Source organism: Lacinutrix sp. YIN62 (assembly GCF_057219185.1).
In genome coordinates this window covers 238,646-260,234 of the sequence record NZ_JBXVVH010000001.1, presented here as the reverse complement: position 1 = coordinate 260,234, position 21,589 = coordinate 238,646, and the positions used below count along the sequence as shown (strand labels likewise).

Genomic DNA, 21,589 nt, shown 5'->3' with positions numbered 1-21,589 from the left:
TATCATTGAATAAAAAAACGCTAAAGCTTATTAATTTTAGGTAGTCAAATAAATTTTATTATTACAAATTATCTTCTTTTAAATTTATAAAAAAGATAATACCCTATTTAGATTGTTATCATTAAAAATAGGTATTGTTAACATTATTAAAGGTCTATTGGTTATAACCAAGTTAGAAGTTTATTTTTGTATTCTAACTCTTTAGATATTATGCATAATATGCCTCTTAATAAAAAGAAATTAACGATTGGTGTTTTAGCCCACGTAGATGCTGGTAAAACAACTTTAACCGAAGGAATGTTACATATTGCTGGTGCTACCAGACAACGTGGTAGTGTAGACAAAGGATCGGCAATTACAGATGGATTAGCTATGGAAAAACAACGTGGTATTTCTATAAAAACGGCTACTGTAGATTTTGAATGGAAGGACACTACAATGACCATAGTTGATACTCCTGGGCATATTGATTTCTCGGCAGAAGTAGATCGTGCGCTATCTGTATTAGATAGCGTTATTTTAATAGTTTCGGCTGTAGAAGGCGTTCAGGCGAATACTCTTAACCTTTGGGAAGCCTTGAATGAACGGAAAATTCCTGCTTTAATATTTGTAAATAAAATTGACAGAGAAGGTGCAGATATTGAACAGGTTTTTTTAGATCTGGAAACAGATTTACAAGCACAATTATTGCCTTTAAATTATGTCGATACAGCTATTCCCACCCAACCACAATTAATTGATTTCTTAAAATTAACACCTTATCTATCGCATTCAATTATAAATAAAGGTTTAGAAAATCTAGCTGAAAATGATGATAATTTTCTAGATACCTATTTAAATGGAGATTATATAAATTTAGTAGAAGTACAACAAAAAGCTTCTCATCAAATTAAAAAGAAACAAATTATTCCGGTAGTATTTGGTAGTGGAAAATTAGATATAGGTATTGACTTATTATTGGATAGTATTACGACATTGTTTACGACTCAAAATAGTCCTATTAAAACTAATTCTGCAAAAGTTTTTAAAGTCGAATACGATTCGCGACATGGAAGATTAGCACATATTAAAATATATGGTGGCCTTATTAAAACTAAAAATAATATTTGGTCTCAACAATTAAAAAAAACCATTAAAATAAATCAAATTCTTAAATGTAAATTAGGTGCTTTTGAATCTGTAGGCGAATTGCATCCTGGAGAAATTGGTGTAATAACAACTTCTGATATCATTTTGGCTGGGGATGTTTTAGGAACGACTACGTTCTATAATAGTTATGCCACAATTACTCAATCTGTATTAAGTGTACAAGCTATTGCAGACAATAGCAAGGACTATAAAAAATTAGGAGAAGCGCTAGAGTTACTTAATATAGAAGATCCTACATTGGAATTTAAATGGTATAAAGAAGAGCGTGAATTTCATTTGCGTATTATGGGCCCCATACAAACCGAGGTCTTAAAAGACAGCTTATTACAACGTTTTAATATTCCTGCTCATTTTCTAAAACCTAAAGTAATTTATAAAGAAACGCCTAAACAATCTGCAGAAGGTTATGTTCGCTATTGGATGCCTAAGCCCTGTTGGGCTATACTTACTTTCCTGATAGAACCTGCAATTAAAGGAAGCGGCGTCCATTTTGAGTCTAAAGTCCGGACCTCTGCCATTTCCTTAAAATATCAAAATGAAGTAAAACGTGCGATCCCCTGGGCTTTAAGACAAGGAATAAAAGGCTGGGAGGTAACAGATATTAAAATAACTTTAATAAACGGCTCTGAACACAATATACATTCTAATCCAGGCGACTTTCTTTTAGCAACACCTATGGGGGTATTACGCGGTTTAGAATTAGCAGACACAGATTTATTAGAGCCTATGTATGCTTTTCAAATAAGAGCACATCAAGATTTTTTAGGAGCTATTTCTAGTGATTTAAACCTGATGAATGCTCATATTAATGCTCCTAATTTTAATAAAGAAACATTTACATTAACAGGGAGAGTTCCTGTAGAAAAAGCCATGGATTATGCGATTAAGTTTTCTGCAACAACGTCTGGAAAAGGCCGTTTAAAATTAGATTTAGATGGTTATGAAAAAACCACTAACGCTATAGAAAAAAATAAAGCTTACAAAGGGGTATCTCCTCTAAATGAGGCTCAGTGGATACTACACAAACGTGGGGCATTTAAAGCAGACGAACGTAAGAACTGGTAATCTTTTTATCTAAACTAAATATTGATCCTAAAAAATAAAAGCTTAAGATTGAATTTAATCTTGAGCTTTTATTTTTATTCTATTTAAGGATATAATGTCTATTTATACTGTTTCAAGACTTCAAAATCATCTTGTTTTAACCTCCAAACACCATCTTTTTCTTTTACCCATACTTCCTTAGTTATAACACCTTCTCCTACATTCATACTCCATTCGGATGAAATGTGTACTGTAGTAGTGTTTATTTCTTTTACTGTTTTATTTTTATAAACTAAGTTTGTAGCACCCGATTTTACAAAAGGTCTCCAAAATTCATCAATTTTTTTCTTCCCCTCAAAAACTCCAAAAGGCTTAGCACTCATTACTGCGTCTTTTGTATAAGCGTTTACACAGTAATCAACATTTCCTTTATTAAAATTTTTAATCCAAAGGGTACTTGCTTCTATAACTTCTTGTTCTGCTATTGTGTGCTCTTGCTTTGTGAAGCTAAAGAAAATCAAAGCGATACAGATTACAGCTGCTGTTTTTTTTAAAATCATAATATCTGTTTTTATTGTTTTGTGCAAAGCTAGACACAAAAAGTAGAGCAAACCTGTATCAAATGATACAGGTATTTGTATTATTTAAGAATTTGAATTTGCTTTTGCCCAAGTTTTAATAAGTTTTCCTTTTCAAGTTGTTTAAGTAATCTAGAAATAACAACTCTGGTTGTTCCAAACTCATTAGCTAATCGCTGGTGAGACATACTAATAGTACGGTTATTTTGCTCGTTAACTGCTTTCATTATATACATTAAAACCCGCTCTTTTATATTATTAAAAGCAAGTTCAGAATAGCTACTCATTAAAATTCCATAGCTTTCAGAAAACGTATTTATGGTAAAATTATGCCATGATTTATATTTAAAAGACCAATCTTTAACAAATCGAACAGGAATATTTAAAATCTCGGATTCTTCATCCACGATAGCTTTTACAGTACTTTTATAATCTTGAAAACATGCCGATAACGAAAGTGTACACGTTTCCATCGCATTTAAATAGTAAATCAGTATTTGTCTATCTTCGTTTTCTTGAAAGACTCTAACTCTCCCCTTTAAAACAATTTTTAATACTTTTATATATTCATGTTCTTTAATTAAAATATCATTTTTATTATGTGTAGAAATAAAAGCATTGTTAATGATGTCACGCTTTAATTCTGCTTCAATAATATTTAATGATCTAAAAAAAGGCTCTAGCATCTTCTTTATTTTGTATTTAACTTACAAAATTATAATTTTTTCGAAGAAATGGCTTGAAATAAACCCTTATAAAATGTAACATATTATACCTGTTTTATAGATTTAAATTAACTTATGCGCCAGTTCTATAATACATAGAGTCATTTACACTTTTTAAGACTCAAAAAATAAGAGCTATTCTTTTTTTAATTTTTTAATAAGATGTTCTAATTTTTTTGTTTGTGCTTCTAAATCTTTTATAATAAGTTCTTGATCTTGGATGGCTTTAATTACAACAGGAATAATTTCGCTGTAACTTATTCCCATTCTATACATCTCTGCTTTTACTAATTCTCCTGGGTTTTCCTCATATTCTTTCCATTCATGAGTCTCTATAGATTCTGGAATGACTTTTAAAACGTCCTGAGCAATTAAACCTAATTTTGTTTCTTGTTCCTTTTTGGGAATAACAAAATTATCGATTTTCTCTTCTTTCCATTTAAAAGTTACAGGTCTTAATTTAAGCAAGTCCTTTAGACCATATTCTAAAGGTTTTATGTTCATTTTTAACCGCTCATCTGATGTGTTAATTACACCATTTAACGCATAAACAGAGGTCCATCGTTTACTTGATGATCCTAAATTAATACTATTGGTGTTTATTGGTGTAAAATCGCCACTTATGTATAATTGTGTAAAACCGTCTGTAAAAAATTCAACCGAGCCTAATCCAAATTTTGTGCCACTAGAACGTGTTTCTTTTTGAACATGTAGATTGTGAGTTGTTGGTAATGTGGACCCAATTCTAACATTTCCAACATGATATATAGGATCTGTATTATTACTTCCAAAAGCAAAAGTCCAATCGTCATCAATATCTTCTTTATTATCCCATGTAGCAACTCCATTAGCATCTGAAGTTAAAAACTTCCCGGCAGCATGATTTCCATCCTGTATTTGAAGGGTTGGTGATCCATAAGTTATTATTTTTATATCATCTAGATATACTTCATCATTGTATTGAGAGGTATAAGAGCCTTTATCATATTCCCATCTAAACACATGAGTACCTGGGGCAAGCTCATAAGCGATCGTCTCCCATGGCGTTTCTCCATTCCATGCTCCATACAAACTCCCGTTAATACTAAATTTTAAATTATCCCATCTTTTTTGACATGAAGTACTTAATGCAAAAGAGACCATACCACCTAGAGCAGGAATAGTAGTAGAATATTCGAGCCAAGTGGACTCGTTGTCATCAATATCGGCATTTTTTATAGCTACTGTACCTGAGTGATATTCATTAACAGTGTTCGTTGTTATCCAATTTGCATCGCCACCTGTAGTAAATACTGGGGTTATTATATTCCCTTCAAACCCTGTTTCTAAAGGGATACTTCTAGATATTTCTGATTTAATATGTACTAAAGCCGTTGGATTCTGAACATTAATCCCTACGTTTTGGTTGTTATCGATTCGCATCGCTTCCGTACCATTTGTAGTAATTGTAAAATCCTGATTATCTCTTGTTCCTAAAAAACTAGTTGCTGGAGATGTCCCTGCATTACCCGTAAGGCTCCAAGTTAAGCCTTCTCCTAAACCAGTCCATATATTACCATTAAAATAATAAAAGCCTGAAGCGTTGTCGGTTTGGTAAATTAATAGTCCTGGCGCTGGGTTTGCGATTGTATCTCTTTCTGCCATAGACATTCTTGGCACAAGGATTCCTTTATTAGTATCTACAATATCTAAAATTGAACTTGGGTCTGGTGTCGTTGTACCAATTCCCACCTGTGCATTAGTAGTTAGTGTTACAAACAACAATAGAAAAAAATAATACTTCATAATCTAATTTTTAACCTCGTTAATTAATTTTTCAATTGTATTATGTTGCGCTTTTATTTGATTGATAAGCTCTTGATGTTCTTGAGTAGATTTTATAACTACAGGTATTAATTCACTATAACTAACACTTAGCGACTCACTTTTATTCTTTGTATAACTATTTGGGTTTTGTTCATCGTTATTGTCCCATTCATAAGACTGTACGACCTCAGGGATTACAGCTTTAAGTTCTTGTGCTATAAAGCCTATTTTTTTAGTTTTTTGCTTGTCTTTTAAAACGGTTTTACCATACTGCTCATTTTTCCAATTGTAGGATACAGGACGTAATTTTAATAATGTCGCAATGCCATAATTTAAATTCGTTATATTCGTTTTATCTCGTATATCTGATGTGTTAATCACACCGTTTACAGCGTATACAGATTTCCATTTCCTATAGGATAGTCCTAAACTTAAGCTATTATCAACCTTGGGAACAACCTTATGACTTATAGAAGTCTCTACCAATCGATCTAAGATATATTCTTGTGACCCTATTCCTATCTCTACGCCACTTGCAGAATTGATATCGACATCTAGTTGAAAACTAGTTAGGGCATTTGTTTGAGCTGGCCCTATAAGTACTCCTCCTGTATGATATATAGGATCGGTATTATTATTACCACTAGTAAAAGCCCAATCATTATCTGTTGCTAACAAAGCACTAGAGTCTCCCCAACTGGCATTACCATTAGCATCAGAAAACATTACACGGCCATCGGCTTCATTACCATCTTGTATTCTTAACAATGGAGTGGATACACCTGCATAAACCTTTATATTATCGATAGAAACATCGTAATTTTGATATGCTGTGAGTTGAAATCGTAAGGAATAGTCATGTCCATTTGCAATCCCTGTAATCTGTTGTGCAATACTTCCAGATTGACTTGATGTTAAAGGGCCTACAATAGTATGCGCTACAGAGTTATTTGTTTCGTCATACAATACGGCTGTAAATTGATCTGCTGAATTACTATCTGTATATTGGAAAGAAAAAAGGACATTAATGACTGTAAAATCAATAGTTCCTAATTTAACAACCAGAGTATTATCATGACTACACGATTCTGAGTTTATATTAATAACAGCTCTATTTCCGTCACAATCACTACACGGATAATAGTTAGACATATCCAATGCTTGAACTTCCCAACCATTAGCTTGGTTACATCCTGTACTATTATTAATCATATAAATAGCAGCATTACTAGACGTTCCCAAAAAACCATGCGGAACATGTTTAAAATCTTCTGAAAAACTATAATTTGATGAACTCGATACGCTTAAAGGTGCTTTGGGTGGCTTTGAGACTAATCCAATCCCTACATTACCACTAGCACTAACCCTTATGGCTTCTCTATTGTTTGTTGCAATAATTAGATCTTGAGCATTGGTGGTCCCTAAAGTGTTTGAATTAGCGGTTGTACCTGTATTACCATTTATTCCCCAGCCATTACCGCTTGCAAAGGAGGTCCAAGTAGAGCCATTAAAATAATAAAAACCAACAACAGCATCTGTTTGATAGACCATTAATCCTGTTGCAGGTGCAACTATAGCATCGCGTTGCACTTGCGTTAATCTAGGTATTAAAAGCCCTTTAGAATCATGTTGAATATCCAATGCCGATGAACTATTAGGAGTATTAGTCCCAATTCCTATCTGAGCGAAAGAGTACAAACAAAAAAATAAGGTCGTAAATATTGTAGTGATAAACTTCATCATCTCTATTCTTTTTTATTAGCAATTAACTCTTTAACCTGTAATAGTAGCGCCTCATTTTTTTGCTTTAATTTCAAGATTCTATTATGTTGCTCTTGTTTTGCTTTTACTAATACTGGAATCAATTCTTCATAATTTACGCCCAAATAATCGTTCTTCTTTTTAATAAAGGTGTTGGGATCTGCTTCACTTTTACTTTTCCAACTATGAGTATAAACGACTTCGGGTATGACCTTAAATACTTGTTGTGCAATCAACCCTAATTTTAATTCTTTGTCTTTACTTGGAATTTCTATGGCATTATGTTTTTCGGTTTTCCAATAAAAGGAGACTGGTTTTAATTGCATCAATGCCTCAATGCCATAGTTTAAAGGATTAATATTTGATTTTTTATTTCCGTCCGAAGTTTGTAGCGCTCCATTTACTGCAAAAACCCTTTTCCATCGGTAAGTCGCATTTCCTAAATCTATAGTATTATTCGCATTTGGTGCAAACCTATGACTAAAAAGCACTGCATTATTTCCATCTTCAATATATTCTACATCACCAATGCCGATAGTAGTTCCTGTGTTAGCTCCATTGTCTACATGAAGGTGATGCGTACTTGTTCCTGTTCTTCCTATAACAACATTTCCTTCATGATATATCGTATCATCCAGTGTTTCTCCATTTGTAAAATACCAATCGCCATCAATTATATTTATATTCGATGTTTTTTCCCAAATAGCATTTCCTTCCTTATCTGAAATCAAGACTTTACCTGTACCTTCTTGGCCATCTTCAATTTTTAAAACGGGTGCTGTTCCTACAATGTGTAATGGTTTAGAAGGAGACGTTGTACCAAGGCCTACTTTGCCAGTAGCTGCTACTCGAATGGCTTCAGTATTATTAGTACCAATAACTAGATCTTGGTTATCTGTAGTCCCTACTTTATTTAATATTGAATTTATTCCTGAATTTCCTGTTAAGTGCCATCCCGATCCATTTCCAAAAGTGGTCCAGTTGGTGCCATTGTAAAAATAAAACCCTTGATTTCCGTCTGTTTGATATAATAATAACCCGTTAGCAGGCGAGGCTATATTTAATCGCTGCACTGCAGTTAATCTTGGTATTAATACACCTTGTGTCGTTGATTTTAATTCTAATATGGCACTATGATCTGGAGCAGTTGTACCAATACCAACTTGGGCATAAGTAACTGAGGCAAATAATGTATATATTATAACGTATAAGTTTTTTCTCATATCTTAGACTTATTGGGGCCATTTTTATTCTAATATTATTGAAAGGCACAAATCACACAAAAACAAAATATTTCACCAAAGAAAAATAGTACGAATTTATTACTATAGTATTCGAATAGTATCTAAAAAATTGGAATAAATAAAAGATTTAATTAGATATAAGTAAGGCATTAAAGCCCCATATATTCTACGAAATTCAGCAATATTAATTTTTGACCTAGCATTTTGTATTGATATAAAGGCAGTTGTAATTACTACATCTGGTTTTACTTATAAATAGATTGTACTAATTCCCATTTCCCTTTTAAATGGAAAGCTTATAGCAAGGCTAAGACTAAAAAATGTTTACTATAAAAAGAATGCCCTTAATTAAAAAAAGACGAATACATTCCATATTATTATGACCTATCTGACTTGTAATAAAAAGAAACTGCTAAAACTTAATACGATTCTAAACATTTATGAAGAAATCATTTTCTTTAAGAATAGTACTAAATCCTCCTCTTTATCTAATGCTAATTTTTTTCTTAATGAAAACCGATAATTATTTACCGACTGTTGATTTATCCCCATTTGATTGGCAATGGATTTGGAGGTCAACCCTAAAACTAAATACGTGGCTACTTTTGTTTCTTTAAGGGTTAGCTTTGAATGTCTCTTTTTTAATTCATAAACAAAAGACTCTTGAGTATCTTTAGTACGTTTATCTAACTCTACTTTTTCTTTATTAATATCTATATTTTCAGTTATATAAAATTGTAAGTCGTTAAGAAGGCTTACCGTTTGCTTATCATTAGAAGATTGCTTTATACTTTTAACTTTATTCACACAAGTATCTAAAAACATATTTCGTTCATTAATATGTATGGCGTATTCTGTAATTAAGCTATTTTTATACTTCATTTCGCTATTAAACTGCTCCTGTTTGAGCTTGGCTATTTCATTTTCGGCCAGAAGCGACTTCTTATTAACCTCGTTTAATTTTCGCTGTCTATAAATAAAAAACACCAAACTTAAGGAAACAATAGCTAATAAAATAGAACGATATGTACTCATCTCTTTTTTTGCTTTTGTAGACTTTAATTCTTGATTCTTTATTTTTAAATCTTGCTCGTATGAATTTATTTCAAATTTAATTTTTAATGCTTCTATTTCTTTAGCTTTTTTTCGATTATCAATACTATCTGTAATAGTTTGATATTTTTTATATGCATCAATAGCCTTATAGGGCTCCTTTAATTTTTCATATACTTTTGCCAGGGTTTTATAGCTTAACTGCATACTCTCTGTCATGCTATTTTTTTCTGGAAGATCTATAGCTTGCTTTAATATTTCTACAGCTTCTAACAAGTTTCCTTTTTTTTCTTCTAATTTGGCTTTCGTCTTTAACATATCTGCTGCACGCCCAATATCGCCGATCTCTTTATAAAGTTGCTCGGCTATAATTAAATTTTTATCAGCTTCATCCAATAAATTTAAAGAAATTAAGACACTTGCATAATTTTGATAGGTAGAGGCTTTAATATGCTTATGACTAATCGCATTAAAAAAAGTCATCGTTTCTTCAAAATATTTTTTTGCATTATGATATTCTTTGAGAGTATCATATACTACCGCTATATTATGGTTACAAATGGCTTGTCCTAAAAAATCACTCTCTTCTGTAGCAGATTGCAATGCTTTTCGATAAGCGGTTATAGCCTTATCATAATCTTCATTTTTTAGATATACGCCTGCAATACCAGCATAAATATTATAATAATATTTTTTCTCTCCTAGTTTATTTGCAATTTCAAAAGCTTGATTAAAATAAGTTAACGCTTTATTTAAATCATCGGTTTGTGTACTTACAGCACCTAACCCGATATATAATGTTGGCTTTTCGTTTTCAGGAAGAAAAGCTTCTGCTTTTTTAAAATTATTAATAGCTTCTTTATTATGAAACATCGCTTGGTGAATATTCCCCAAGCGCTTTCGAATTATTGCTGCATCTACAAAAAGTTTATTCTCAGAAAATAGCGCAATGGCTTTTTCTGCATAATTAATAGCTTTCTCATATTTTGAAGATAAAAAAAAAGCTCTAGATTTAAAGGCATAAGCTCTAGCTAAAAGAGATTTATTTGAAGTTTCTTTTGCTATAGACTCTAAACGTGTTGCATAAATTAAAACATCGTCTGTTTTCGTTTTAGTCGCAAAGCTGATTTTACATATTTTTAATAGTTTCTCAGTTTGTTCCTTTATGTTTGTGCTTGTATCAAGCTGTTCCTTTAGCTGGGTTATACTCTCATTCTCTTGAGCATAAGAAGTGGATAAAAAAAGTGCAAAAACTAGGATAAGGGCTTTGTTTAGCATTTTGATTTTGGTTTGGAAATCAATTGCTAAAATAAGTAAAAGTTATGGTTATACAGTAACTATTTAGTATTCAAAAACCAAACTTAAGACATATTTAATTTAAAGTTGTTTTATAGTAAAATGCAACTCTTTAAAAACCAATATTTTTAAACCAAACTAATTTTTACTTCCATATAGAAAAAAAATCTTTTCTATAGGATTCACTTATTGGAAAGAAGTTTCCTGCAATAAAAGCTCGACTCCCTTCTACATATTTAATACAGTTTAAATTAACTATATAAGAACGATGAATTCTAAAAAAAGAAGATTCAGGAAGTGTCTTTACAACATCCTTTAAAGCTCCATAAACCATTAATTTCCCATACGACACTGTAACATAAGTAACATACTCATTCTCAGACTGCACATACAAAATATCGGATAAAGGAACTTTGTATAATTTTTTATTAGATTTAATTTGAAGCGATTCCTCATTCTCGAAATTTGCTTTATCAACCGTATTATGCACTGTATTTATAGAGATTTCTTTGACTTTATCAATAGCTCTTAAAAAACGATGAAATTCTATGGGTTTTAAAAGGTAGTCTACTGCATCTAGCTCAAACCCCTCTAAAGCATACTCTCTATAAGCTGTCGTTAAAATCACTTTAGCTTTATGTCGTTTAAGTGTTTTTAAAAAGTCTATCCCCGAAAAGTCAGGCATTTGTATATCAAGAAAAATGATATCAATAGTATTATCTCTTATAACAGAAAGAGACTCTATAGCAGATTTAAAACTTCCTAACACTTCTAAATCGCCTATTTTTTTACAATGATTTTCTAACAATCGCCTAGCAGGCTGTTCATCATCTATAATAATACATGTATAACTCATAAAAGGGATATTTTTAAATTCACATTAAACTTATTTTCGTCTTTAGCAATAGACAATGTGTGCTTGTTTGGATATAAAAGTTCTAATCTTCGAGTTACATTTGTTATACCAATACCACCTATTTTATCTACCTTTTTTAAAATAGAATAACTATTAGTGCAATTAAATTCAATGGTTTCTTCTGTTGAAGCAATAACAACCTCAATAACACCAGTATCTATGGCTTCTATATTCCCATGTTTAAAAGCATTCTCTACAAAAGGCAATAAAAGCATAGGGGCAATTTGACTTTCTGGGTTTACATTACTATAATTAAACTTAATCCCTTGTATGCCATCATCTTTCAGTTTAAACAGTTTTATAAAGCTGTTAATGTATTGTATTTCAGCTCTTAAGGGTACAAACTCTTGTTTGTTTCCATAAAGAGAATAGTCTAACATTTTGGACAATTGTAAAACGGCTTCAGAACTTTTAGGGCTTTTCTCTATCGTTAACGAATAAATATTATTGAGAGTATTAAACAAAAAATGAGGATTTATTTGCTGGATTAAAAAGTTTTTTTCTGCTTTTATAATTTCTAATTCTTTTTGTTCTTGCTGTTTTCGTTTATAATATTCAAACAGCATAAAAGCGCCAAAAACAACTAATACACTAGGCATAGCATGAGCAAACAAAGGCTCTAAATCGAATATATTAATATTAGGGCTTCCATCATGGATATGAAAAGATTCTGGTGAAAAACTCTCAGAATAAGTATTTGCCATAGAACCTACTAATATTAATACAACATTAATACCAGCATATAATACGTAGCGATGTTTTTGATACAGTTTTGGTAATAATACAATCAAATTTATATAAAATGCTATAATTTGATTCCCAACAAAACTTAGTGTATGGATAATAGCTGTGACCGTATCAGTGATGTATTCAAAGAAAAAGTAAAGCGATAAGCCATACAATATCCAAACTACACTATGTTTTTGATAACTATTCATTTCTAACCATCAAAAGTACTATTATAAATATATACGCTCGCATAATTTCAACTAAACAGCTCTTTTTTTCAGTGAAATCGACAAATAGTTCAGTTCATACTGCTTTAATAATACAATCGCTTTAAATGCTATTTTACTGAAATAACAGCACTACTCATTGATTTTTTTTTAAACGAAGCCCAGATCTCCGTTTTTTAGCATTAAAATCACCTAAACATGACAATACATAATTTAAAAGAAAAACCAATAGTACTAGTTACCATTATCTTTTTAATATTAGCACAATTTGGCTATTCACAAGAACAAGAGGACCGAACATTCCAAGTGGGCTTAAATGGCGGTTATTTTTTAACAGGAGAGTTACATGCTATATACAATACTAATATCGGGACTCAATTCCAATACTTTATTGCTCATAAGCAAAATTTCCATCATTTTTTAAGCTCAAAATTCACGACAGATATAGGAACAAAAAATGCGAATATGTATGCTTTTGATCTCAGTATAGGTACAGAATATGATTTCGCTAAACTATGGGGTAAGCCTTTATTTTTGCAAGCGAGTTTAGGCGGCCTGTTCTGGCAGGAAAAACTTTCTACCGTATTAATAGATCGCACGGTTAACAATACTATTTCAGAGTTTGGATTCAGTGCTAATTTTGGTATAGGTTATCAAATCTCTAAATGCCTAAACCTTCAATTTAATGCTGCTCAGTTTAGTACTAAAGGGACTAGTATTGGCTTAGGAATTTTTTATTCATTTTAATCTCTTACATCACATGAACACAAAACAGAACAACAACATCGTCTCTTTGAAAAATACAGTGATACTAGCAACCCTCCTTCAAGCATTTATGTTTACGACATCCTGTATGCCAAATACCGAATATGTGCCTATTGATGATCGTGTAGGGAGCCTACCAAAAACAGTTATAGATCCAGCGAATAATTCTAATACTCCTGAAAAAACAGAACTCGGAAGAATGTTATTTTGGGACCCTATCCTATCGGGGAACAACGATGTCGCTTGTGTTACCTGCCATCACCCGGACAATGGGTATGCAGAACATTTAGATTTAAGTATAGGTGTAGGTGGTCATGGTCTTTCTGCAAGTAGAACTGATGGCGCTTTAGTTAAACGTAATGCTCCTACTATTTTAAACACTGCTTTTAATGGCATTACTGCTCTTGGTGATTATGATCCCTTAAATACAGCTATGTTTTGGGACAATCGTGTTAAGTCGCTAGAAGAACAATCTTTAGAACCTATAAAATCTATGGTAGAAATGAGAGGAGAACTCTATTCTGAAGATGAAATTATTAGTGTCGTTTCGGCTAGATTAAGTGCTATCCCTGAATATGTTTCGTTATTCGATGCCTCTTTTGGGAGTGGAACTGTTATTAATGGTGATAAAATAAGTAAAGCTATTGCAGCATTCGAAAGAACGCTTATTGCTAATAATAGTCGATTTGATCAATATGCAAGAGGAGATGATACCGCTCTTAATGCGCAAGAATTAAGAGGTATGAATGCTTTTATTAACGCTAACTGTACAGCATGTCATAGCGGCCCGATGTTTTCCGATTTCGAACTCCATGATTTAGGAGTGCCTAATAACCCTAAATTAGGATTTGTAGATAATGGTATTAACGGGAAGTTTAGAACGCCATCACTTAGAAACCTAACCGAAACAGGGCCCTATATGCACAACGGTATGTTTACAAGTTTAACAGATGCTGTTAATTTTTATGACAAAATTGAAAAGAATGATGCTGATGCACAACAATTAAGTTTTGATAATAATGCTGATACCGTAGCTGCAATAGTCGCGTTTTTAAAAACTCTAAATGATGAAGGCTTTGATAAAACAATCCCTACTCAAGTTCCTAGTGGTCTCCCTGTTGGAGGACTTATTCAATAAACAGTATAAACAAAATTAAAATTATGGCTTTACAAGAAGAATTTAAAGGACAAGGTGATTTCTTGTTTCGAAATAGAAGTTTTTTACCACTAATTATTTTAGGGGTTGGCGTATTCGTTTTTATGACCACTTTATATGGTTTAAAAAACAACATTAACACCCCAAATAACACTATAAACCCCTATAGTTTATTATGTTTAAGCGTTGGGTTGCTAGGTTTAATCATACGAATCTTAACTGTAGGATTTACTCCTAAAAACACTTCTGGCAGAAATACAAAAGAAGGACAAATAGCTAACGAATTAAATACTACAGGAATATACTCATTGGTTAGACACCCGCTTTATGTTGGTAATTTCTTTATGTGGCTTGGAGTATCTATGCTTACTCAAAACACATGGTTTATTATCGCTTTCATCTTATTTTATATGCTTTATTATGAGCGAATAATGTACGCAGAAGAGGCTTTTTTAAGACAAAAATTTGGAGATGATTATTTGAATTGGTCTAAAGTTACTCCTGCTTTTATTCCTTCGTTTAAAAACTTTAAAAAGGCAAAATACCCTTTTAATATGATAAAAATTTTAAAGAAGGAAAAAAATGGCATGGCAGCTCTTTTTATACTTTTTTGGTTATTTAATGTGATTGAGATGTCATTTATTGAAGAAAAAATAAGTATTCATTTTAATTTTTGGTTGTATGCTGCCTTAATAACAAATGCTATTTATTTTTTATTAAAAATACTAAAAAAGAAAAAACTCTTAAATGAATAAAGCAGTTACAAACTGCTTAAATATCCCTACAACAATGTCTTCCCCAAAAAACATATAGAAATCGAAGTTGAATGGATTAAAAATTAAATAAATTATGAGAATGCTAAGCCTGTTTTTTGTACTCGTATTATGTATTGGATGTAATACTAAAACTGAATATATCCCTGCTCAAGGAAAATGGATAAAAGGTACAGAAAAAGAACAATTAAACACAATTGAAACCCAATTTAGAGGTTTTGATAAAACAATGGTAGAGGTTGGATACCGCTACCAAGAATTATACTGGGGAGGACAAGATGAAAATTGGGAATATGCAAAATACCAATTACAAAAAATAGATAAAGCAATAAGACTAGGACTAGAACGTAGGCCTAAACGCACGCAGTCTGCAGAACATTTTCTTTCTTTTGTAATACCAGAAGTAAACAAATCTATAAAAGCAAAAGATAAAGCCGTTTTTAATAGAAACTTTAACATGCTGCGGACTAATTGTATTAATTGTCATGCTGCAGAACGATTACCCTCGTTTACTGTTCGCATACCAACAGACAGACAATCCCCAATCGGAAATTGATTTTGTTCCCAAGTAGTTAATTTCCAAACCCCTCAAAAGTTTATCTTAAGAGGGGTTTGTTGTTTGTTTTCTCATTTCAATATGTTAGCAATATCCAAACGAAAGGCTTTTGAACATACTTCAAATACAGAAATAACACCTTTTTTAGTACTCCATACCTTCTTATAACTATTTTCAAGACTAGCTAGCTTAATGCGAATGTTCTGCTTCCCCTTTCTTTAATTCTGCCATTAAATAATAAGCCCCACTTTGTGCTATTAAAGTATTCTTATTCCTTTTGTTAAAAAAACTAAACGCTACGAATCCCTCATTTACAGATTTAATAATAATTTCTTGAGGCCTAAAGCCCCATATTCCATTCGCCTCTTTTTCTACACTAAAGGCATAAAACCGCTCACCATCTTGAAATATAGCATCTTCTGGCAATGCTTGTTCTAAATGATCTTCAGTAAGAATACGGGCATTGACATACATTCCCGGTATTAAATTTTTATCTTTATTCTCTATTTCAGCATGAATATGTAAGGCTTTTGGTCCTTCTTCAAAAGATTTACCTATCGCATAAATTTTTGCAGTCATTTCCTTTTTTCCTAATGCTTCTACATTAAATTTTACTAATTGACCATTTTTAACTTTATTAATGTCTTTTTCAAAAACCATTAAATCGGCATGAATATGTTCTATATTTACAACTTCGAATAAAGCCGTTTCTGGTTGTACATATTGCCCCGATTTAATAAGTACCTTTTCAATAAACCCTTCAATAGGACTACGTACTGGTGCTACTTGTGCTATTTTTCCTGCTTTTATTTCTTGGGGAGACAGGCCTAACAGTACTAATTGACTTTCATAACCTAAGGTTAGCCCTTTAGCACTTGAAAAGGCCGATTTAGCTTGTTCATAATCGCGCCCTGAACCAACATTAGCATCATATAATTTTTTTTGCCTATTATAATCCTGCTCTAAAAAAGTAAGTTTATTATACGATTGTAAATAGTCTGTTTGCAATTCAATAATTCGTGGATGACTAATATATGCTAAGACTTGTCCTTTCTTTACTTTATCGCCTTCTACCACTTTAATGCGCCTTATATTAGCCCCTAAAGTCGTGGTTACTATAGCTTCATTTTGAGGAGGGACTCCTAATATTCCATTAACTTGAATAGCCCCACTCATAGCTCGCTTTGGAATAGTATCTATCTTAATATTTAGCATACTCACTTGATCTTGCGTTAATCGCAATGCTTCACTATGAGTGTTTTCTTCTTCATGATGCGATTCATCATTATTAGAGGTTTTATTTTCTATGAGTTTTCTTTTTTCATTATGATTATGAGAATCTGCATCATTATGGGGTTTACAACTTGTTAAGTTAATAACAATTATTAGTATTATAATACTGTATCTATTCAATTTATTATTCATTATTATTATGTTTTTTAGTATTGAATTTAGATTCAACACATTCTTTACTATGGTTTTGTAATTAAAAAATAAGAAAGTTGTATTTTATTTTTTAAGTAAGCTTGAAGCGCTTTCCAGGTATCTATTTCTAACTCTATAGCATGCCTCATATTTTGTAGGAACTCTAGATAATCCATTGCGCCTTCCTTATACGATAAAATAGTCCCATTGCGAAGTTCCACTGCTAGAGGTAGCGCTTCTTCTTTATAATATATCCAATTACTTTGTGCTTGCTCAAATTGTGCTAGTTTTGAATTGAACATGCGCTGCAATTGCATCTCTTTTATTTTGTTATTTTGACTAATAATTTCTGTCTCTATTTTAGAAGCTTTACTATTCCCTTTCGTTTTATTAAATATAAGTGGGATTTTAAAACCTATTTGATAACTATTAAACCCTGATTGACTTCCTATTTTCTGAAACCCATATTGTGCTGACAATTTGGGCAAAAACTGAGAATTTACAACTTTAGTCTTTGCTTTTGCTACATTTAACTCCCCTTCCCAATACTTAGCTAACGGATGATCTTCTATAAACTCTTGTGTTGTTAATAATTCTTCTTCAAAAGCATTAACAGGAGTTAAAACCACATCATAAACCGTTTTATCTTGAAAAAACCATTGATTGAATTCTTGTATTGCAATTTGATATGCCGTATAAGCTGTTGTTTTTTGAATTTGAATTTGCTTTCCTTGATTACGTGTAGTGCTATACTCTAGTTTAGAAATGGCTTCTGTCTCATATCGTAAATCTACAGCCCTATTTAAACCTAAAAAAACGGAGTCTATTTCAACATACGAGTTATATATTTTACGAGCAACATAAACTTTAACCCAAGCCATTTGTACTTTCTGTTTTAACTCTAATGCACTTAATTCTAAATTAACTTCTGCTAACTTAATATTTTCATTAGCTAATTTAGTCTTAGAGGAAATTCCAAAAACAGCGATATTACTTTGCCCTATTCCTATAGTAGTGTAAGTTGGGTCATTTCCATTTCCAATCTCCTCGCCTGAACTAAAAAATGCAGTATCACCAAAATCCCAAGCTAAGGTTTTTAAGGCCATTTCTTTTTCTATTGAAAGCTTTGCCGATTTTAATGAAGGATAATTATTTTCAGCTAATACTACAGCCTCTTCTATTGAAATGTTTTGTTGTTGTGCTTGAGATACAGATAAAAAACAGAACACTATTAGTGTCGCTACTACAGTATCTGGTTTCTTTAATTTCATTTTATTTTTTTCTTGATTTTCAATCCATTTATATAAAATAGGAATTACGAATAACGTTAATAATGTCGATGTTAGTAACCCTCCTATTACTACGGTTGCTAAAGGGCGTTGTACTTCTGCTCCCGATGTTACAGATAATGCCATGGGTAAAAAGCCTAACATATCTGTTAAAGCGGTTAAAAGTATGGGGCGAATACGCCTACGTGTCCCTTTTCTAATACGTTCATTTACATCTAAAACCCCTTCCCTTTTAAGTTCGTTAAATCCATCTATAAGCACTAATCCATTAAGAACGGCCACACCGAAAAGCACAATAAATCCCACGCCAGCAGAAATACTAAATGGCATATCACGAACCATTAAGGAAAAAATTCCGCCAATTGTTGCTAAGGGAATAGCGATGTAAATCATAAGGGTTTGCTTAAGCGATTTCAATGCAAAGTAGATCAGAATAAAAATAAGTCCTAACGCTATAGGAACGACAGTTTTTAACTTGCTTGTTGCCCGTTCTAAGTTCTCAAAAGCCCCACCATATCTTACATAATAACCCGATGGCAAGACTACATTCGCTTCTATTTTTTGTTTAATTTCTTCTACCAACGATTTAATATCACGTCCTCTAACATTAATCCCAACATAAGTTCTACGATTCGTGTTATCTCTACTAATTTGCATTGGTCCAGCCTTATAACTTATTGTTGCAACTTCTTTTAATGGAATCTGAGAGCCATTAGGTAAGGTTACAAACAAATGTTTTACGCTATTTAAGTCTTGACGTAATTCTTCTTTTAATCGCACCACTAAATCAAAACGCTTTTCACCTTCAAAAATGGTTCCTGCAACACCACCAGCAAAAGCGGTTTGAATTAAATTATTAAGTTCATTTATTTGCAAACCATATTGCGCAATTTTATTTCGATTATACTCAATAGTAATTTGTGGCTGTCCTGAAGTTGCTTCTATTTTCATATCTGCAACCCCTTTTACCGTAGCTATAATTTTACCCATTTCTGCTGCTTTTTTAGCAAGAACATTCAAATCCTCTCCATACAATTTCACTGCTATATCTTCTCGAACTCCTGTTATTAGCTCATTGAAACGCATCTCTATAGGCTGCGTAAATTCATAATTAACACCAGGGATTTCCTCAACCTTTTCTTTTATTTTATCTATAAGTTCTTCCTTGGTTGAAGCATTTGTCCATTCTGAAATAGGTTTTAAAATAACAAACACATCGGCAATATCCATTGGCATAGGATCGGTAGGAACATCGGCCACTCCAATACGGCTAATTATATCTTTAACTTCCGGAAAATTAGCTTTTACAATGTTTTCTATTTTAGTTGTAGTTGCTATTGTTTCAGATAAAGAGCTCCCTGGTTTTAAAATAGCGTGAAATGCCATATCGCCTTCATCTAACTGCGGAATAAATTCACCTCCCATTCTTGTAAACGAGAAAACAGCTATTGCCAATAGTATTACAGAAGAAACAACTACTATTCTCCCCCTTTTTAAAACCTTTAATAATCCTTTTTCATAAATATTTTCTAATCTATATACTATTTTATCTCCCCAATATTTTTTTTCGGTTTTAGGCACTCTTAAAAACACTGCCGTAATCATTGGAACATAAGTTAAACATAACACCATAGCTCCAATCATAGCGAAGCTAAAGGTTAATGCCATAGGGATAAACATCTTTCCTTCAACACCTTCTAATGCTAAGATTGGCAAGAAAACGATAAGGATTATAAATTGTCCAAAAAAGGCGGTATTCATCATTTTTGAGGACGATTTATAGGTTACTTCATCTCTTATTTTTGAAGAAATTTCAGCTCCTTTTTTCATACGTTGATACAGAAAAAAGACCGTACTTTCAACAATAATAACTGCGCCATCTACAATAATACCAAAATCTATAGCACCCAAACTCATTAAATTTGCCCAAACATCAAAAACATGCATTAAAATAAAAGCAAAGAGTAAGGATAACGGAATTGTAGAAGCTACAATTAGCCCGCCTCTCCAATTCCCTAAGAAAAAAACAAGGATAAAAACAACGATTAAAGCGCCTTCAATCAAATTATTTCTTACTGTAGAAGTCGTATTAGCAATAAGTTTACTTCTATCTAAAAAGGGTTTTATAGTCACCCCTTCTGGCAGTGATTTTTGTATCTGCTCCATTCGTTTTGCTACTGCCTTTACAACAGCATCTGTACTCGCCCCTTTTAGCATTAGAATCATCCCTCCAACAGCTTCTCCTTCTCCATTTTTAGTTAAGGCTCCATAACGTGTTGCTTTTCCATATTGAACAGTCCCTATCGTTTTTATAGTAATAGGGATTCCGTCTTTATTAGTAACCACTATATTTTTAATATCATCTAATGTTCGCGCCAGCCCTTCGCCTCTAATAAAATTGGCTTGATGATTTTTTTCTATATAGGCACCTCCCGTATTTTGATTATTGTTTTCTAAGGCTTTATAAACATCGTTTATGGTTATACCTATAGCTTTTAACGTATTGGGGTCTATAGAAACTTCGTATTGTTTCGCATGACCGCCAAAGGCATTAACTTCTACAACTCCTGGAACCATAGCCATTTGCCTCCGAATAATCCAATCTTGAATGGTTCTTAATTTTGTAGCATCATATTCTTTTTTAAATTCGGGTGCAACGTCTAATGTATATTGGTAGATCTCTCCCAAACCAGTAGAAATAGGCCCCATAAATGGGACTCCAAAACCCTCTGGGATATTCGCTTGAATCTCACTTAATTTTTCGGACACTAACTGTCGGGGCAAATACGTATCTAACGCATCACTAAAGACAATAGTTACCACAGACAAACCAAATCTAGAAATAGAACGGATCTCTGTTACTTCTGGTAAATTAGCTACAGCGATTTCTACAGGATACGTAATAAATTGCTCTATATCTTCGGTCCCTAGATTTGGTGCTTGCGTAATAATTTGAACCTGGTTATTTGTAATATCTGGAACAGCATCTACAGGAACATGTTTAACGCTATAGATTCCTCCAGCAATTAATGCTAAAGTAAACAATGCAATAACAAATTTGTTATTGATTGAAAACGCAATAAGTTTATTAATCATT

15 protein-coding genes are annotated in these 21,589 nt (G+C 32.3%); 5 read left to right on the top strand and 10 right to left on the bottom strand.

Translation table 11 applies throughout. The features are described 5' to 3' along the window. Positions 1-210: 210 nt before the first annotated feature. Positions 211-2,214 carry a GTP-binding protein gene (locus AC2D8I_RS01075; RefSeq protein ID WP_484704133.1) on the top strand — a complete coding sequence of 668 codons (2,004 nt, stop codon included), beginning with the start codon at positions 211-213 and terminating at the stop codon, positions 2,212-2,214. A gap of 98 nt (positions 2,215-2,312) precedes the next feature. On the opposite strand, the gene AC2D8I_RS01070 is transcribed toward AC2D8I_RS01075, so the two are convergent. The 8 genes from AC2D8I_RS01070 to AC2D8I_RS01035 all read right to left on the bottom strand — a co-directional run bounded on the left by AC2D8I_RS01070 (position 2,313) and on the right by AC2D8I_RS01035 (position 12,510). Continuing rightward, the gene (locus AC2D8I_RS01070) at positions 2,313-2,753 is read right to left on the bottom strand and encodes a Cif family virulence factor (RefSeq protein ID WP_484704132.1); all 441 of its coding nucleotides are present in this window, start codon (positions 2,751-2,753) and stop codon (positions 2,313-2,315) included. Positions 2,754-2,833: 80 nt separating this feature from the next. Beyond that, positions 2,834-3,457: a Crp/Fnr family transcriptional regulator gene (locus tag AC2D8I_RS01065; RefSeq protein ID WP_484704131.1), complete on the bottom strand. Its 624-nt coding sequence runs from the start codon at positions 3,455-3,457 to the stop codon at positions 2,834-2,836. 174 nt (positions 3,458-3,631) lie between these two features. Then, the gene (locus AC2D8I_RS01060) at positions 3,632-5,281 is read right to left on the bottom strand and encodes a tail fiber domain-containing protein (protein WP_484704130.1); all 1,650 of its coding nucleotides are present in this window, start codon (positions 5,279-5,281) and stop codon (positions 3,632-3,634) included. Positions 5,282-5,284: 3 nt separating this feature from the next. After that, positions 5,285-7,045: a tail fiber domain-containing protein gene (locus AC2D8I_RS01055; RefSeq protein WP_484704129.1), complete on the bottom strand. Its 1,761-nt coding sequence runs from the start codon at positions 7,043-7,045 to the stop codon at positions 5,285-5,287. Positions 7,046-7,047: 2 nt separating this feature from the next. Further along, positions 7,048-8,286 (bottom strand): tail fiber domain-containing protein, encoded by a 1,239-nt coding sequence (locus AC2D8I_RS01050; protein ID WP_484704128.1) that lies wholly within the window; start codon positions 8,284-8,286, stop codon positions 7,048-7,050. Positions 8,287-8,745: 459 nt separating this feature from the next. Further along, the gene (locus AC2D8I_RS01045; RefSeq protein ID WP_484704127.1) at positions 8,746-10,638 is read right to left on the bottom strand and encodes a tetratricopeptide repeat protein; all 1,893 of its coding nucleotides are present in this window, start codon (positions 10,636-10,638) and stop codon (positions 8,746-8,748) included. Positions 10,639-10,801: 163 nt separating this feature from the next. Then, positions 10,802-11,512: a LytR/AlgR family response regulator transcription factor gene (locus AC2D8I_RS01040; protein WP_484704126.1), complete on the bottom strand. Its 711-nt coding sequence runs from the start codon at positions 11,510-11,512 to the stop codon at positions 10,802-10,804. Then, on the bottom strand, positions 11,509-12,510 hold the full coding sequence (locus AC2D8I_RS01035) for a sensor histidine kinase (RefSeq protein ID WP_484704125.1): 1,002 nt from the start codon (positions 12,508-12,510) through the stop codon (positions 11,509-11,511). Before AC2D8I_RS01035 ends, AC2D8I_RS01040 begins: the two co-directional genes overlap by 4 nt. A gap of 216 nt (positions 12,511-12,726) precedes the next feature. On the opposite strand from AC2D8I_RS01035, the gene AC2D8I_RS01030 reads away from it, so the two are divergent. The 4 genes from AC2D8I_RS01030 (at position 12,727) to AC2D8I_RS01015 (ending at position 15,778) form a co-directional block, all read left to right on the top strand. Continuing rightward, positions 12,727-13,275 carry a hypothetical protein gene (locus AC2D8I_RS01030; protein WP_484704124.1) on the top strand — a complete coding sequence of 183 codons (549 nt, stop codon included), beginning with the start codon at positions 12,727-12,729 and terminating at the stop codon, positions 13,273-13,275. A gap of 46 nt (positions 13,276-13,321) precedes the next feature. After that, on the top strand, positions 13,322-14,431 hold the full coding sequence (locus tag AC2D8I_RS01025) for a cytochrome-c peroxidase (RefSeq protein ID WP_484704123.1): 1,110 nt from the start codon (positions 13,322-13,324) through the stop codon (positions 14,429-14,431). Positions 14,432-14,454: 23 nt separating this feature from the next. Continuing rightward, the gene (locus AC2D8I_RS01020) at positions 14,455-15,204 is read left to right on the top strand and encodes a methyltransferase family protein (protein WP_484704122.1); all 750 of its coding nucleotides are present in this window, start codon (positions 14,455-14,457) and stop codon (positions 15,202-15,204) included. A gap of 94 nt (positions 15,205-15,298) precedes the next feature. Further along, complete coding sequence (locus AC2D8I_RS01015) at positions 15,299-15,778, top strand: hypothetical protein (protein ID WP_484704121.1); 480 nt, start codon at positions 15,299-15,301, stop codon at positions 15,776-15,778. Between the two features lie 189 nt (positions 15,779-15,967). Here the strand turns inward: AC2D8I_RS01015 and AC2D8I_RS01010 are convergent, their stop codons facing one another. After that, the gene (locus AC2D8I_RS01010) at positions 15,968-17,203 is read right to left on the bottom strand and encodes an efflux RND transporter periplasmic adaptor subunit (protein WP_484704120.1); all 1,236 of its coding nucleotides are present in this window, start codon (positions 17,201-17,203) and stop codon (positions 15,968-15,970) included. A 47-nt stretch (positions 17,204-17,250) separates the two neighbouring features. Further along, positions 17,251-21,588 carry a CusA/CzcA family heavy metal efflux RND transporter gene (locus AC2D8I_RS01005; protein ID WP_484704119.1) on the bottom strand — a complete coding sequence of 1,446 codons (4,338 nt, stop codon included), beginning with the start codon at positions 21,586-21,588 and terminating at the stop codon, positions 17,251-17,253. Position 21,589: the final 1 nt, after the last annotated feature.

What these genes read in the sequence shown, in the direction of transcription:
- AC2D8I_RS01055 (WP_484704129.1), bottom strand. Translation starts at nt 7,045, where the DNA reads ATGATGAAGTTTATCACTACAATATTTACGACCTTATTTTTTTGTTTG.
- AC2D8I_RS01065 (WP_484704131.1), bottom strand. Translation starts at nt 3,457, where the DNA reads ATGCTAGAGCCTTTTTTTAGATCATTAAATATTATTGAAGCAGAATTA.
- AC2D8I_RS01035 (WP_484704125.1), bottom strand. Translation starts at nt 12,510, where the DNA reads ATGAATAGTTATCAAAAACATAGTGTAGTTTGGATATTGTATGGCTTA.
- AC2D8I_RS01060 (WP_484704130.1), bottom strand. Translation starts at nt 5,281, where the DNA reads ATGAAGTATTATTTTTTTCTATTGTTGTTTGTAACACTAACTACTAAT.
- AC2D8I_RS01040 (WP_484704126.1), bottom strand. Translation starts at nt 11,512, where the DNA reads ATGAGTTATACATGTATTATTATAGATGATGAACAGCCTGCTAGGCGA.
- AC2D8I_RS01070 (WP_484704132.1), bottom strand. Translation starts at nt 2,753, where the DNA reads ATGATTTTAAAAAAAACAGCAGCTGTAATCTGTATCGCTTTGATTTTC.
- AC2D8I_RS01030 (WP_484704124.1), top strand. Translation starts at nt 12,727, where the DNA reads ATGACAATACATAATTTAAAAGAAAAACCAATAGTACTAGTTACCATT.
- AC2D8I_RS01020 (WP_484704122.1), top strand. Translation starts at nt 14,455, where the DNA reads ATGGCTTTACAAGAAGAATTTAAAGGACAAGGTGATTTCTTGTTTCGA.
- AC2D8I_RS01010 (WP_484704120.1), bottom strand. Translation starts at nt 17,203, where the DNA reads ATGAATAATAAATTGAATAGATACAGTATTATAATACTAATAATTGTT.
- AC2D8I_RS01045 (WP_484704127.1), bottom strand. Translation starts at nt 10,638, where the DNA reads ATGCTAAACAAAGCCCTTATCCTAGTTTTTGCACTTTTTTTATCCACT.
- AC2D8I_RS01050 (WP_484704128.1), bottom strand. Translation starts at nt 8,286, where the DNA reads ATGAGAAAAAACTTATACGTTATAATATATACATTATTTGCCTCAGTT.
- AC2D8I_RS01015 (WP_484704121.1), top strand. Translation starts at nt 15,299, where the DNA reads ATGAGAATGCTAAGCCTGTTTTTTGTACTCGTATTATGTATTGGATGT.
- AC2D8I_RS01005 (WP_484704119.1), bottom strand. Translation starts at nt 21,588, where the DNA reads ATGATTAATAAACTTATTGCGTTTTCAATCAATAACAAATTTGTTATT.
- AC2D8I_RS01075 (WP_484704133.1), top strand. Translation starts at nt 211, where the DNA reads ATGCATAATATGCCTCTTAATAAAAAGAAATTAACGATTGGTGTTTTA.